This is a genomic window from Mesorhizobium sp. WSM4841 (assembly GCF_055811515.1).
In genome coordinates, this window is the sequence record NZ_JBVVQC010000013.1 from 1 (window position 1) to 12916 (window position 12916).

17 protein-coding genes are annotated in these 12916 nt (G+C 61.7%); 9 read left to right on the forward strand and 8 right to left on the reverse strand.

The window, feature by feature from the left end; translation table 11 throughout:
* Window positions 1-203: 203 nt before the first annotated feature.
* On the reverse strand, window positions 204-1031 hold the full coding sequence (locus AC0L14_RS16940) for an alpha/beta fold hydrolase (protein WP_473527997.1): 828 nt from the start codon (window positions 1029-1031) through the stop codon (window positions 204-206).
* Window positions 1032-1158: 127 nt separating this feature from the next.
* Here AC0L14_RS16940 and AC0L14_RS16945 point away from each other — a divergent pair, with 127 nt between their 5' ends.
* A complete protein-coding gene (locus AC0L14_RS16945; RefSeq protein ID WP_473527998.1) occupies window positions 1159-2160 on the forward strand; it encodes a GlxA family transcriptional regulator in 1002 nt (333 codons plus the stop codon).
* 345 nt (window positions 2161-2505) lie between these two features.
* Here AC0L14_RS16945 and AC0L14_RS16950 read toward each other — a convergent pair whose 3' ends face one another.
* Window positions 2506-3429, reverse strand: a complete 924-nt coding sequence (locus AC0L14_RS16950; RefSeq protein WP_473750185.1) for a LysR family transcriptional regulator — start codon at window positions 3427-3429, stop codon at window positions 2506-2508.
* 102 nt (window positions 3430-3531) lie between these two features.
* Between AC0L14_RS16950 and AC0L14_RS16955 the strand changes: the two genes are divergently transcribed.
* On the forward strand, window positions 3532-4293 hold the full coding sequence (locus AC0L14_RS16955) for an SDR family NAD(P)-dependent oxidoreductase (RefSeq protein ID WP_473528000.1): 762 nt from the start codon (window positions 3532-3534) through the stop codon (window positions 4291-4293).
* A 47-nt stretch (window positions 4294-4340) separates the two neighbouring features.
* Here the strand turns inward: AC0L14_RS16955 and AC0L14_RS16960 are convergent, their stop codons facing one another.
* The gene (locus tag AC0L14_RS16960) at window positions 4341-4619 is read right to left on the reverse strand and encodes a type II toxin-antitoxin system Phd/YefM family antitoxin (RefSeq protein ID WP_473528001.1); all 279 of its coding nucleotides are present in this window, start codon (window positions 4617-4619) and stop codon (window positions 4341-4343) included.
* A 417-nt stretch (window positions 4620-5036) separates the two neighbouring features.
* On the opposite strand from AC0L14_RS16960, the gene AC0L14_RS16965 reads away from it, so the two are divergent.
* Window positions 5037-5363: a hypothetical protein gene (locus AC0L14_RS16965; protein WP_473486747.1), complete on the forward strand. Its 327-nt coding sequence runs from the start codon at window positions 5037-5039 to the stop codon at window positions 5361-5363.
* 133 nt (window positions 5364-5496) lie between these two features.
* Here the strand turns inward: AC0L14_RS16965 and hdaA are convergent, their stop codons facing one another.
* From hdaA to AC0L14_RS16980, 3 genes are read right to left on the reverse strand one after another with little or no spacing between them, the layout of a single operon-like run.
* Entirely contained in the window at window positions 5497-6204 is a 708-nt protein-coding gene (gene hdaA, locus AC0L14_RS16970; protein ID WP_473486776.1) for a DnaA regulatory inactivator HdaA, read from the reverse strand.
* A gap of 5 nt (window positions 6205-6209) precedes the next feature.
* A complete protein-coding gene (locus AC0L14_RS16975) occupies window positions 6210-7409 on the reverse strand; it encodes an AI-2E family transporter (RefSeq protein WP_292577472.1) in 1200 nt (399 codons plus the stop codon).
* Window positions 7381-7938, reverse strand: a complete 558-nt coding sequence (locus AC0L14_RS16980) for a CDP-alcohol phosphatidyltransferase family protein (protein ID WP_473750224.1) — start codon at window positions 7936-7938, stop codon at window positions 7381-7383. The genes AC0L14_RS16975 and AC0L14_RS16980 overlap by 29 nt, the downstream gene beginning before the upstream one ends.
* Before the next feature lie 262 nt (window positions 7939-8200).
* Between AC0L14_RS16980 and purM the strand changes: the two genes are divergently transcribed.
* The 6 genes from purM to AC0L14_RS17010 are packed head-to-tail and all read left to right on the forward strand — an operon-like array spanning window position 8201 to window position 11476.
* A complete protein-coding gene (gene purM / locus AC0L14_RS16985) occupies window positions 8201-9265 on the forward strand; it encodes a phosphoribosylformylglycinamidine cyclo-ligase (protein WP_123151294.1) in 1065 nt (354 codons plus the stop codon).
* Window positions 9262-9972, forward strand: coding sequence for a phosphoribosylglycinamide formyltransferase (purN, locus tag AC0L14_RS16990; protein ID WP_473486745.1), 711 nt, complete (start codon window positions 9262-9264; stop codon window positions 9970-9972). Before purM ends, purN begins: the two co-directional genes overlap by 4 nt.
* Before the next feature lie 58 nt (window positions 9973-10030).
* Entirely contained in the window at window positions 10031-10321 is a 291-nt protein-coding gene (locus AC0L14_RS16995) for a type II toxin-antitoxin system ParD family antitoxin (protein ID WP_473486744.1), read from the forward strand.
* Window positions 10314-10601: a type II toxin-antitoxin system RelE/ParE family toxin gene (locus AC0L14_RS17000; protein WP_473486743.1), complete on the forward strand. Its 288-nt coding sequence runs from the start codon at window positions 10314-10316 to the stop codon at window positions 10599-10601. The genes AC0L14_RS16995 and AC0L14_RS17000 overlap by 8 nt, the downstream gene beginning before the upstream one ends.
* A gap of 17 nt (window positions 10602-10618) precedes the next feature.
* On the forward strand, window positions 10619-10951 hold the full coding sequence (locus AC0L14_RS17005) for a hypothetical protein (RefSeq protein ID WP_473486742.1): 333 nt from the start codon (window positions 10619-10621) through the stop codon (window positions 10949-10951).
* A 9-nt stretch (window positions 10952-10960) separates the two neighbouring features.
* A complete protein-coding gene (locus AC0L14_RS17010) occupies window positions 10961-11476 on the forward strand; it encodes a SixA phosphatase family protein (RefSeq protein WP_473486741.1) in 516 nt (171 codons plus the stop codon).
* A 79-nt stretch (window positions 11477-11555) separates the two neighbouring features.
* Here AC0L14_RS17010 and AC0L14_RS17015 read toward each other — a convergent pair whose 3' ends face one another.
* Both AC0L14_RS17015 and AC0L14_RS17020 read right to left on the reverse strand, forming a co-directional pair.
* The gene (locus AC0L14_RS17015; protein ID WP_123151291.1) at window positions 11556-11819 is read right to left on the reverse strand and encodes a DUF680 domain-containing protein; all 264 of its coding nucleotides are present in this window, start codon (window positions 11817-11819) and stop codon (window positions 11556-11558) included.
* 358 nt (window positions 11820-12177) lie between these two features.
* A complete protein-coding gene (locus tag AC0L14_RS17020) occupies window positions 12178-12876 on the reverse strand; it encodes a DUF2270 domain-containing protein (protein ID WP_473486740.1) in 699 nt (232 codons plus the stop codon).
* Window positions 12877-12916: the final 40 nt, after the last annotated feature.

A 12916-nucleotide genomic window follows, 5' to 3' on the forward strand; every position in this document is an offset into this window, starting at 1 on the left:
TCAACACCTCCGGCCAAAAGCCAAAAGTGTTACCCATGTGTCCGGTACAAAACGTCACCTATGTCTCGGGTCGCTCACACACCGCGACGAGCAGCAGCCGTGCCGGCGCAGCTGCGCCGGACAGCATCTGCGACGGACGAAGCACCCCAGCGACCGACGGGCGGCCCGTATTTCCGGGCGTGCCCGCCTGAAGCTGCGAGGCGTCAGCCTTGGATGAACGCCAGGAGATCCGGATTGATGATCTCCGGGTGGGTGGTGCACATGCCGTGCGGAAGGCCCTTGTAGACCTTGAGCGTGCCGTGCTTCACCAGCTTGGCTGCAAGCAGAGCGGAGTCGGCAATCGGCACGATCTGGTCGTCATCGCCGTGCATGATCAGGACAGGCACGTCGAGCTTCTTCAGGTCCTCCGTAAAGTCGGTCTCGGAAAAAGCCTCGATGCAGTCGTAATGGGCCTTGGCTCCGCCCATCATGCCCTGGCGCCACCAGTTGTCGACAGCCCCTTGCGAGACCTTGGCGCCCTCGCGATTGAAGCCGTAGAACGGGCCGGCCGGCACATCCCTGTAGAACTGGGCGCGGTTGGCGACCAAAGCGGCACGGAAGCCGTCGAAGACCTCGATCGGCAGGCCGCCGGGGTTACTGTCGGTCTTGAGCATGATCGGCGGCACCGCGCCGATCAGCACCGCCTTGGCGACGCGTCCCTCGCCACCGTAGCGGGCAACGTAACGCGCCACCTCGCCGCCGCCGGTCGAGTGGCCGATATGGACGGCGTTCTTGAGATCAAGGTGAGCGACCAGAGCCGCGAGATCGGCGGCATAGGTGTCCATCTCGTTACCGGTTGCCGTCTGTGTCGAGCGACCGTGCCCGCGCCGGTCATGCGCGATCACGCGATAGCCCTTGTCGAGGAAGAACAGCATCTGGTTGTCCCAGTCGTCGGCGCTGAGCGGCCAGCCGTGATGGAACACGATTGGCTGCCCTGTGCCCCAATCCTTGTAGAAGATCTCGGTGCCGTCCTTGGTGGTGAATGTGCTCATCGTCGTACTCCGTGATGTGGTTGGCTGGATGGGCGGGGGAAGGTTCGTTCCTTCTGTGGACAAGCTATTGCAACGGAGTCATGGTGAGGATTGGCAAAACAGACATTGTACATGGCAAAACTGACAAATGATTGCGGCGCGTGATCCGGTCGAAATCGGCCTCGTTGTATATCCTGGCGTTCAGGGAGCGGCCGTTCTTGGGCTGACCGATCTCTTCCAGCTGGCCAACCGGCTGGCTGCCGAACGGTCGCCGGACGTGCTGAGACTTCGTGTCAGCCATTGGCAGTTGCAAGAGGCGAGCCAAACCGTCATCCGCACCTTCGACAGCGAGCCCGGCCCCGGCCACGGACCTGCCATGGTCATCTTGCCTCCGACCCTGGGTGATCCGATTCCGCGCGAGGCGGCCGCGCCCTATGCCGACTGGCTCAGGGCCCGCCATGCGGCGGGCGCGACGCTCGGCTCGGTCTGCGCCGGCGCCTTCGTGCTTGCCGAGACCGGTCTGTTGTCGGGTCGTGCGGCGACCACGCACTGGGCCTATCGCGACGCGCTGGCGATACGCTTCCCCGACATCGTGCTGGATGCCGACAAGCTGGTCATCGACGATGGCGACATCATCACCGCCGGCGGCTACATGGCCTGGACCGATCTCGGCCTGAAGCTCGTCGACAGGGTGCTCGGGCCGACCGTGATGATAGAAACCGCCCGCTTCATGCTGGTGGACCCGCCGGGGCGCGAGCAACGCTTCTATAGCCCCTTTGCTCCCAGGCTGAGCCATCGCGACGAAGCTATCCTCAAAGTGCAGCACTGGCTCCAGGCGAGAGGCGCGCGCGATGTGACGCTTGCCACCATGGCGGAGCATGCGGCCTTGGAGGAGCGGACCTTTTTGCGCCGCTTTCGCAACGCCACCGGCCTCAAGCCGACCGAGTATTGCCAGCACCTGCGCGTCGGCAAAGCGCGTGAGATGCTGGAAGCGACGACCCGATCCATAGACCAGATCGCCTGGGATGTCGGCTATGACGATCCTGGCTCCTTCCGCAAAGTTTTCGCCAGGATAACCGGCCTGGTGCCCGGCGATTACCGCAGGCGCTTCGGCGTGGAACGGGCGGCGCCGCCGGACGGTGGGATCTGAACGTGGCGGCAGTGGCGGCACTACCCGACGGCTGCGCGAGGCGATCGGACTGAAACGGAAGCGCGGGTGAGCCAATGACTGACCGATCAATCACGAGTTGCGACGAATGCGGCAGCACATATTTCGTCGAAAGCAGCGCAATGACCAGCCTTTGTGCTGAATGCGCGTTTCATCTCTATGGATGCCCGCCTGCGAACATCAGTTCGAAAACGGCCGATGCACAGGCTGCGGGTGGAATGGCTCTCGGTCAAAATCTATCGCCGACATTATCTCGTGGGAGAGCTCATAGGCGGGAGCGTCGACCTCGTAGCATTGTCGCGCGCATCTGGCGCAGACAACCCATGTTTAACGAGCGCTTTCGACGAGACGATTTGCCTGTCCCTCAACCTGAGCGCCAAATTCTGCAGTGGCAAACGAAATGATGCTGCTTAGGCGTGGCGCCATGCGTCGGTCACGGTGGTAGATGAGAGACATGGGCCGTTCATTCAGGTGCCAATCCGGGAAAAGCCGGACGAGAAGGCCAGCGCGTATATCCGAAGTCAGCAGTATGGATGGTTGCATAATCACGCCCAACCCAGCACGCGCAGCCATGCGGACAGCCTGACCACTATTGACGGTGATCGAGATTTTGGGAGCGACTTCGACCAGATCCTTGCCTTTCGATAGCCTCCAGGGCGACCGGGCTGCAGGGGTAAAGCCGATGGCTTCGTGGACGGAAAGCTCGCGAGGATGATCCGGGGTGCCCATGCGGGCAAGGTAATCCGGTGCAGCACAAATCATCATTCGATAGGGAGCAAGGTGACGAGCAATAAGGCGGCTATCCGGCAACGCTCCAATGCGAAACGCGATGTCGAAGCCTTCTTCCACGATATCGACATTGCGGTCGGTCAACGTGATATCCAGCGTCACGTCAGGGGCAATGTCGCGATAACGCTGCAAAGCTGGCATTAAAACCTCCGTCCCAAAAGTCGTCGGCGCTGTGATCCTCAGTTGCCCGCGAGGTATCGTCTGAGATGCCTCTGCGTCCTGATCCGCAACAGCCACACGATCCAGGATGTCCCGGCACTGCTCGACATAGCTCGTGCCAAAATCCGTCAAGCTCTGACGGCGGGTGGTCCTATTCAGAAGGCGTGTGCCGAGCCGCTCCTCCAGCGCGGCCACATGTTGCCCCACCATCGCTGGCGATATGCCGAGTTTTGCCGAAGCAGCGCTCATTGAGCCCTCTTGGACCGTCGCCACAAAAACCTGCATGGAGCGAAAAAGAGCCATTCGATACTTCTGCTTTCAAATGAATAAGCTTTTTGCCGAATTATCATGAGATAGCACAGGAATTACAGCTGCCATGTTGCAATTCACCGAAGGAACAAAGACATGGCACAAACCAGATTCATGGGCAAAACGGTTCTAGTTACGGGTGCGGGAACGGGTATGGGGCGGGCCGCTGCCCTTCGGCTGGCTGACGAAGGTGCACAGATTGCCCTTGTCGGACGCCGTTACGATCCGATCAGCCAATTGCAGTCGGACATCGAGGCAGCAGGCGGCAACGCAGTCGCGATTGCTTGCGATATTGCTGACAACGATGCAGTCGCGGCGACTGTAGGGATGACAATTGAACGCTTCGGGAGACTGGATGCCGTATTCGCCAATGCCGGAATTTTGGGCGACTTCAAACCATTGGCAGTGACCGACGCGGATGATTTCGACGTGTTGATCGGCACCAACCTTCGGGGGACGTTCTTTACGATCAAGCATTGCCTGCCGTTTCTGGAAGGCGGCAGCATACTCATCAACGCCTCCTGGACGGCGGGCGCAGTGATGCCGGGGGCCGGGGCTTACGCGAGTACAAAGGGCGCATTGCTTGCCATGATGCGTACGTTCGCGGTCGAGCAAGGCCCTCGGAACATCCGGATCAATGCCATCAATCCGGGTATCATTCTGACCCCGATGGCGGATGATGTCATAGGCCCTGTTTTTGCCAAGCGCCTAGCCGCCCACACGCCCCTCCGCCGTAACGGCGTATCAGAAGATATCGCAGGTACAGTTGCTTGGTTGCTTTCAGACGATGCAAACTTCGTCACGGGGCAAGAGATCACTGTCGATGGTGGGTACACTATCGGGGGGCTCCGGCCGTAGGTTGATCCAACCGGCATCCGTTCCCTGACCTAATCCAGGATCGCACCTTAAAGAACGCTTTCGATATCGGTCTTCGAAAAGTCATCAGCGCCGTAGAGGAAATCCTGGCTTCGCGCGGCGGATGGCCCGGCCTTTGCCTTTTCGGCGCCGGATGCCCGCATCGCCTCCAGCAATGCCCGGCAGCTTTTCCTGTCCGGCATCGCCTTGATGGCAACCAGGCGCACGGCCGCATGACCGTGACGGGTCAGAATGACTTCGTCACCTGCCTCGGCACGACGCACCAATTCTGTCAGCTGTCCCTTGGCGTCTGTAACGGATACCTGCATCGGCCCCTCTTCTATGGACCATCCTCTGGTCCATATTTACGAGGAAAATAGCCCGTTCACGGTCCATTATAACAGCCAAAGACGGCGCGGGACTACGTTTATCCGTGAGCGCGGTTGCCAGTGCCGTACGCGCGACTACCGACCCCTCATTGAAGGCAAGCTCGCCGGGAAGAGAACCCCAACCGCCTCATCTCCCGGCGAGCCTACAACCTGATTTGATACGCAATCAGGACCGGGGTTAGCCGGCAAGACTGACGTTGCAAGACAGATGCCAGTCTTCGTTTCCCGAAATGGAACACCGGCAGGGGTGGTCATTTTCCGCGTTCGACCAATCGGTGTTTCGACTTTGACGTAGCGTCCGGCGTCGTGTCATCCTGCGGGAACGGCGGGACGCCGATGTGAGGCGGGGCAAGTAGAATGAATGCTTCCTACCCTGGTGAAGAAGCAACAGCCGAACAGGTACTGGGACTCGCAAGCGAATTCAGAAATGCAGCGATCCGCCTGCTGGAACATCGACGCAAGGGTAACGCGCTTTCCCTGGTGCCCTGCCGTTTCACCGCCCTTCACGCAATCGAACTCTACCTCAATGCCCATCTCCTCCTGACTGGTTCTGATCATAAGGCGTTGCGTGGTCTGCAGCACGATTTTGCGACACGTACCGCAAAGGCGATCGCCTCGGGGCTGGTCCTGCGGAACGCACGGCACACCATCTGTCCCAACTTACTGGAAACCGAGAATATTTAGTGACGCGATACGGTCCAGAGATGACCACCGCCCTGTCGCAAATCAACAGGCTGATAGCGACTTTAAATGAAGTTGCGGCGAAAGTGGAAGAGCCTGCAGCCCTCCGAGGCAGCACGCCAAAGCCCACTGCAGTCTAAATCTCAAACTCGCCCTGCCCCTCATCCATGGCGCTGACGGTTTCGGCGGCGAGCGCCCTCGTGATCGGCGTCTTGCGCTCGAGCGCGGTGCGATCCAGCCGCTCCACCACCCGCATCGCGGTTGCCAGCGAGCGCTCGATGCGGCGCACCAGATATTGCACGACATGCGGCTCGACTTCGACCTGGCGGTCGGCGAACAGTTTGGTGATGACGCCGGCCAGCAAGAGATCGTCGGGCTCATGGATCTCGACTGTCGCCGCCGCCTTCAGCCGCGAAGCGAGGTCCGGAAGACTGACGCCCCAGGCGGACGGAAAACGCCGCGCGGTCAGCAGCAAGGTCGAGCCGGCCCCGCGCACCGCGTTGATCAGATGGAACAGCCCCTCTTCATCGACCGGACCGGCATCGACATCGTCGATCAGTGCCGGCCGCGCGCCGAGGCTGGCCATGCAGTCGCCGATCCGCCCGGCGTCGACCTTCACTGCGCCGGCGCGGGCGCGCCAGATCGAGGCCAGGTGGGTTTTTCCAGAACCAGCCGGACCGGCGAGCACGACCACCGGCGACGGCCAGTCCGGCCAGCGATCGACCAGCGCCACCGCTTGGCTGTTGGTGCCGGAGACGACGAGTTCGTCGCGCGAATAGCCGGTGCCGTGGCCGAGATCGAGCGGCAACTGGCGCGGCGGGTCGATCTTGTTGTTGTCCGGCATCTGGCTCAACTGCGCGGTCCACCGCTCCCGCGGCGACGCGCCGGCAGCGGCGGGACAGGTTCGGTGTTGTGGCCCTTGTAGAGCGGCGACTCCAGGTATCGAGCGATGGCAAAACGCACCAGAACGGCAACGGCGGCCGAGGCCGGCACGGCGATCAGCAAGCCGACGAAGCCGAACAGCGCGCCGAAGGCAAACAGCGAAAACATCAGCCACACCGGATGCAGGCCGACGCTTTTTCCGACCAGCCTCGGCTGCAGGATGTTGCCCTCGATGAACTGGCCGACGAAGAACACGCCGGCCACCGCCGCGACCATGGTCCAGTCCGGCCAGAACTGGACGAAGGCGACGCCGACGGCCAGCACCAGCCCGGTCAGCGAGCCGACATAGGGAATAAAGGAGATCAGCCCGGCGAACAGGCCGATGAGGATGCCGAAATTCAGGCCGGTCAAGGTCAGGCCGGTGGCGTACATGGCGCCCAGTACCAGGCACAGCGTGCCCTGGCCGCGCACAAAGCCGGCGGTGGCGGTGTTGATGTCGTTGGCGATTGCCCTGACGGTCTGGACATAGTCGCGCGGCACCCAGCTGTCGACAATCGCCACCATGCGGTCCCAGTCGAGCAGCATGTAGAAGGCGACGACGGGCGTGACGACGAACAGGCTGACCACCGACACCAGCGCCACGCCGGAGCTCCAGATCGAGGTGAACACCGTGGTCAGGAGGCCGAAGCCGGAGGTCAGCAGCGAGTTCAACCCTTCGCGCAGGCCATTGGCGTCGACGCCGAATTGCTCTTCCAGCCATCTCGGATCGAAGCTGGTGATCAGGCTCTGCAGCCGGGTCAGGTATTCCGGCAGCTTGCTGGCGAAATCGGCCATCTGCGAAGCCAGCACCGGAATGAGGATGACGAAGGCCAGCACCAGAACGACGATGAAGGCAAACAGGATGACAATCGTCGCCATCAGCCTGGACAGGCCGAGCCGCTGCAGCCGGTCGGCGACCGGGTCGAGGAAGTAGGCTAGCACCATGCCGGCGACGAACGGCAGCAGGATGCCGCTGAAGACATAGAGGAAGATCGCGAGGATGATGGCGCTGATCAGCCAGAAGCGGATTTGGCGGCGAAACACGCCGGACGCGGCAGCATCGGCGGCCGCAGCCTCGGCTGCCGCGTCGATGTCCTGGTCAGGTGTCCGGTGTGGAGCCTTCGCCATAGCCGCTCATATGCCTCAGCCAAGCCACGAGATAGGCCGCGGCCGAAGCCACGGTCAAGACCCCGGACAGCAATATGAGTACCGGCCTGAGCGGGTCGAGATTGATGGCGAGGGCAAGTTCGCCCAGCACCACCGCCGCCAGCCCGATCTGGATGGCGGTGTTGGCCTTCGACACGAACAGCGGCTTCATCTCGACCGGGTGGGTCATGACGGTGGACAGAACGACGGCGCAGACGATCAGTGCATCGCGCGACACCATGGTGACGACCAGCCACAGCGGCAATTCACCGATGAAGCCCAGCACCACGAACACCGAGACCAGCAGCAATTTGTCGGCCATCGGATCGAGATAGGCGCCAAGCTGGGAAAACTGATTGAAATGGCGGGCAATGAAACCGTCGACGCCGTCGGAAATGCCCGCAATCAGGAAGCCGGCGAAAGCCCAGTCCCAGCGCGCCTGCAGCATGGCCAGCACCACGCCCGGCACCAGCACGAAACGCATGATCGTGATCATGTTGGGGATGGTCAAACGCATATCCCGTCGCTTCTGTTTTGATGATACATGATGGAGATGTGAGGGTAGGGCAAGTGAGAGCGACGCAGAAGCTGCCAATCTCGCCCCTTGTGGAGGAGAGATTGGCTGTGTTCAAGGCTTTCGCCAATCGCCAATGTTGGAGATTTGCCTGAAGCCTCTGTCCACTCTTTTGTGATGCCGAAAGTGCCTGAGCCAGCCGTTATCCTTGCGAGGCGCAGCCGTTCATGCGAAGAGCCCCGGAAAGCAGGAAAGAGTGATGAGCAAGCGCAAGAACGGGCTCACCTATGCCGAGGCGGGTGTCGACATCGATGCCGGCAATCTCATGGTCGAGAAGATCAAGCCGCTGGTGCGCGCGACGCGCCGGCCGGGCGCCGATGGCGAGATCGGCGGCTTTGGCGGCCTGTTCGACCTCAAGGCCGCCGGCTTCATCGACCCGGTGCTGGTCGCCGCCAATGACGGCGTCGGCACCAAGCTGAAGATCGCCATCGATGCCGGCAAGCACGACACGATCGGCATCGACCTCGTCGCCATGTGCGTCAACGACATCGTCGTGCAGGGCGCAGAGCCATTGTTCTTCCTCGACTATTTCGCCACCGGCAAGCTCGACCCCGACCAGGGTGCGGCGATCGTCGGCGGCATCGCCGAGGGCTGCCGGCAGGCCGGATGCGCGCTGATCGGCGGCGAGACGGCGGAAATGCCCGGCATGTATCACGGCAACGACTACGACCTTGCCGGCTTTGCCGTGGGCGCGGCCGAACGCGGCCAACTGCTGCCGACCGACGACATCGTCGAGGGCGACGTGCTGTTGGGACTGGCCTCGTCGGGGCTGCATTCAAATGGCTTTTCGCTGGTCCGCCGCATCGTCGCCACCAGCGGCCTTGCGTGGACCGATCCAGCGCCCTTCAACGATGAAGCCACGCTGGCCGAGGCGCTGCTCGAGCCGACCCGCATCTACGTCAAGTCGATCCTCAAGGCGATCCGTAACACGCATGGCATCAAGGCGCTGGCCCATATCACCGGCGGCGGTTTCCCGGAAAATATCCCGCGCGTCCTGCCGAAGGATTTTTCCGCCGAGCTCGACCTCGACGCCATCGAAGTGCCGGCGGTGTTCTCATGGCTGGCGAAGACCGGCGGCGTGGCGCCCGAAGAGATGATGCGCACCTTCAACTGCGGCGTCGGCATGATCCTCGCCGTCGCCTCCGGCCAGGCGGCACAGGTCGCGGCCGTGCTGCAGGAGGCCGGTGAGAGCGTGACGCCGATCGGCCGCATCGTGCCGCGCCGCAACGCCGGCGTGATCTATCGGGGCTCGATCGGCCTATGAGCGCGCGCAAACGCACCGTGGTGCTGATTTCGGGACGCGGCTCCAACATGACGGCGCTGATTGCCGCGGCCAGCAACCCGGACTATCCGGCCGAGATCGTCGGCGTCATTTCCGACCGGGCCAATGCCGCCGGTCTCGGTATCGCGGCGGCGCGCGGCATCGCCACCAAGGTGATTTCGCGGGCGGACTATAGCAGCAAGGAAGCGCATGACGGGGCGATCGACGCCGCACTTGTCTCGTTCGGCGCCGAGTTCGTGGCGCTGGCCGGTTACATGCGCATCCTCGGCGCGCGCTTCGTCGAGAAATGGCTGGGACGGATGATCAATATCCACCCTGCCCTGTTGCCGGCCTTCAAGGGGCTGGATACGCATGCGCGAGCTATCCGCGCGGGCATCCGCATCCATGGCTGCACGGTGCATTTCGTCACGCTGGACATGGATGACGGCCCGATCATCGCCCAGGCCGCTGTGCCGGTGATGGTCGGCGACAATGAGGATACGCTCGCCGCGCGCGTGTTGAAGGCCGAGCACCGGCTTTATCCGCTGGCGCTCGGGCTGGTCGCCGAAGGCAAGGCGCGAATGGAAGGCGGTCGCACCGTGCTGGCCCACTTCGCCGACGATGCCGACAACAGCACCTCCGTGGTGATGGCCCCCGATCCGCTGCGCGAGGAGACCGACCTCGAGCATCTGGCGCGCATCACGCCCTGAGGCCCATCCTTGAAGATGGTGGCAATTATTGCCACCATCTTGGCAAGGAGACAGTTTGATGGCGACAGTCGAAAAAGTCAGCGTGGCGCTTTCCCCGGAACTGCTGGACATGGTCAAGAGCGCGGCGGCCAGCGGGCAATACGGTTCGGCAAGCGAAGTGATCCGCGAGGCTCTCCGCGAATGGCGCCTTCGCCAGCCCTTGCGCGATGCGGAAGCGCAGCGGCTGCGGAAAGCCTGGACGGAAGGGCTGGAGAGCGGCCTCTTCGCGCCTTTCGACATCGAGGAGATCAAGCTGAAGGCGCACAGCCGGTTCAGCGACGCTGCCAAAAAAACACCACGGCGTGGCTGACATCCTCATTGTCCGCAGCCCGGCCGCCGAAGACGATCTGATCGACATCTGGTTTGGCATTGCGGCGGAGCTTGCCGCGGATCGCTTTCTGGACGCGATTGCGGCGCGCATCCTGCAATTGGAGACATTCCCGCAATCCGGTCGCCAGAGACCCGACATCGGTGCCGAAGTGCGAGCATTGACGATCGGCAATTATCTCGTGCTTTATCGCCTTGCCGAACAGCGCGTCGAAGTCGTTCGCGTCGCGCATGGCGCACGCGACGTCTCAACATTATTTTGACAGATGCAGACAGGCAAATGGATCTCTTCGACAGCGCTATGCGGGCAAAAGGTGATCTGGCCGGTGCCTTCGAGTATGATGAGGCAGACAATCCAACGAATGCCACGGCGTACTTCTATCTGTATCGAGTCGAGGACGGGCGAGTGGGTTCCGTCATCGATGCAATTCACATTCGATCGGGCGATTGGGCCATTACTGAAGCAGACATTTCGGTCAAGTGGGATAAGGATGAACGGCGCGTAGGTTTGTTCATCTTTGGTGCGCTTTGGGCGACCTTTGATACCGCCATGGGCACAAAACATGGCGGCGGATATGGGAAAGACTTTCAGCCCGACATTCCTTGGTCTTAAATTGAACTCATGAAACAACTCCTTCTTCTGCGTCATGCCAAGTCGAGTTGGGACGATCCTGACCTTATTGACTTCGACCGGCCGCTTTCCGGGCGCGGGCTGAAGGCCGCGCCGCTGGTCGGGCGCGAACTGGCCAGGCAGGGCTGGCTGCCGGACCTGGCGCTGGTATCGCCCGCGTTGCGCACCCGCGACACATGGCGGCTGGTCTCGGCGGAATTGCCGGCGAAAACGCCGGCCAAATTTGTCCAGGCGCTCTACGAGGCCGGTGCGGCAGACATTCTCGCCAAGGTACGGCAGGCAAAAGCGGCAACAAGCAGCCTTTTGGTGATTGGCCATAATCCCGGCCTGGAGGAATTCGCGCGCCGGCTTGCGGGCGCCGGATCGGATGCCGCGGCACTCAAAAAGCTTGAAGAGAAATTCCCGACGGCAGCCCTGGCCCGCTTCGTTTTCGACGGTGACTGGGCACGGCTGGCCCTCGGCGATGCGCGGTTGACACACTGCGTTTGGCCGAAGGACCTGCGCTAAACGAGGGCTGTGACTTGATATACAAAAGCAGGAACGGCGGGCCAAGCCCGCCGCTCTTTGAGTTCCGAAGCTTGAGGATTTAGCGGCCCCAGTTGCCCCGGCCGGACTGAGGCACGACCGGTTCAGTCGTGCCGGGCTGGATCGTCGCGTTGGTATTGACGGTATTGTGCTCGGCCGTAAACGGCTTGCGGATCGAACCCGTGAACATATTATCGACAACAGGCGCATTGCCAACAGGCGCGGCCGGCTGGTTGACGCCGTCCGAACCATAATGGTCGCTGCCGGCAAAGGCGCTGCCCGTGGCAATGAGGATGGCGGCAGCGGTGAGAGCAATCTTGGTCATTTCAGGTACTCCAGTACTTTCATACTTTCAGTATTGTTGTCCGTCTCGTGGCGTGCCTTGGGAGGATTTCGCGTCGCTCGGACCACCCCGAGGTGGGTTGGCCATGCAGCAGTTTCCAATCACAAAGATGTTCCGGCCACGCCCTGAACCGGGTGCTTGAAATCCGCTAAAAGGCTTCCTTCGCCACAATCTTTGAACTTCTTCTCAATGCTTTAGGCGAATACGTCTGCCGCGCGGCCTGGCCATTTGCTGAGCCGACGTTCACTCTATCTTACACAATGCGTCAACAAAAACGAACCGATCGGTTCGATTTCCTGCACAAATGAAATCGCAGATCCGCCGGTTTTGCGCTGCCGCTCTAGACGTGCACGTCACCAAAGGAGAGTTCGCCCTCGTCGCCAGCGGTCAGGAACGCCGTGACCAGCAGGCCGGCATAGAAGGCGGCGACCAGCACGACGATGACCAAGCCGGGAATGGGCCCCAGAGCAGCGCCGGCAACGGCCTCGCGCACCGAGCTGACAAAGTCGATGCGGACACCTTCGGTTAGAAGACTGGGGGTCGACAGTTTCAGGATCCAGGCCAGCAGCAGGATCAGCAGCATGTGGATGTAGTTTCGACGCAGACGGCGCGCCAACGCCGCTCGTTGCGAAATGAGGAATTTTGGAGTGCGCAGGCTTTCGCCGACGACCAACAGCCAATCGGACGCGAAGTCCGGCTGCGGCGAGAATATCTGCGCGAAATAGTGCCGTTCGAACTGCCGCACGCGGGCCCGGTAAACGTCGAAGAAGCGATATCGCCGCGCTTCTATCCACAGCAGCAACAGGACAAGCAGCATGGCAAAAAGCAGCACGCCGTGATGCGCGCTGGCTGTCGAAAGCGAGATGGACAACATCGCCGCAACGACCGTTATCGCCCAATTACTCGTCCGGTCCAGGCGATCGCGCCACCCCGTCATGCGCAGAATCTCGGCGCGATGAAAGTGCGACATCGTGGTTACGAGTTCGCCGGGCGAAAGCGTTCTTCCAATGGGGTCCGGCGCTGCCAACACTTCTGCCATCACCATGTCTCCACCGCCACGCAAAAACGGCTGGTTGGAT

Excerpts from the sequence above, each read along its gene's own strand:
- AC0L14_RS16940 (WP_473527997.1), bottom strand. The coding sequence starts at position 1,031 with ATGAGCACATTCACCACCAAGGACGGCACCGAGATCTTCTACAAGGAT.
- AC0L14_RS16945 (WP_473527998.1), top strand. The coding sequence starts at position 1,159 with ATGATTGCGGCGCGTGATCCGGTCGAAATCGGCCTCGTTGTATATCCT.
- AC0L14_RS16950 (WP_473750185.1), bottom strand. The coding sequence starts at position 3,429 with ATGGCTCTTTTTCGCTCCATGCAGGTTTTTGTGGCGACGGTCCAAGAG.
- AC0L14_RS16955 (WP_473528000.1), top strand. The coding sequence starts at position 3,532 with ATGGCACAAACCAGATTCATGGGCAAAACGGTTCTAGTTACGGGTGCG.
- AC0L14_RS16960 (WP_473528001.1), bottom strand. The coding sequence starts at position 4,619 with ATGCAGGTATCCGTTACAGACGCCAAGGGACAGCTGACAGAATTGGTG.
- AC0L14_RS16965 (WP_473486747.1), top strand. The coding sequence starts at position 5,037 with ATGAATGCTTCCTACCCTGGTGAAGAAGCAACAGCCGAACAGGTACTG.
- hdaA (WP_473486776.1), bottom strand. The coding sequence starts at position 6,204 with ATGCCGGACAACAACAAGATCGACCCGCCGCGCCAGTTGCCGCTCGAT.
- AC0L14_RS16975 (WP_292577472.1), bottom strand. The coding sequence starts at position 7,409 with ATGGCGAAGGCTCCACACCGGACACCTGACCAGGACATCGACGCGGCA.
- purM (WP_123151294.1), top strand. The coding sequence starts at position 8,201 with ATGAGCAAGCGCAAGAACGGGCTCACCTATGCCGAGGCGGGTGTCGAC.
- purN (WP_473486745.1), top strand. The coding sequence starts at position 9,262 with ATGAGCGCGCGCAAACGCACCGTGGTGCTGATTTCGGGACGCGGCTCC.
- AC0L14_RS16995 (WP_473486744.1), top strand. The coding sequence starts at position 10,031 with ATGGCGACAGTCGAAAAAGTCAGCGTGGCGCTTTCCCCGGAACTGCTG.
- AC0L14_RS17005 (WP_473486742.1), top strand. The coding sequence starts at position 10,619 with ATGGATCTCTTCGACAGCGCTATGCGGGCAAAAGGTGATCTGGCCGGT.
- AC0L14_RS17010 (WP_473486741.1), top strand. The coding sequence starts at position 10,961 with ATGAAACAACTCCTTCTTCTGCGTCATGCCAAGTCGAGTTGGGACGAT.
- AC0L14_RS17015 (WP_123151291.1), bottom strand. The coding sequence starts at position 11,819 with ATGACCAAGATTGCTCTCACCGCTGCCGCCATCCTCATTGCCACGGGC.
- AC0L14_RS17020 (WP_473486740.1), bottom strand. The coding sequence starts at position 12,876 with ATGGCAGAAGTGTTGGCAGCGCCGGACCCCATTGGAAGAACGCTTTCG.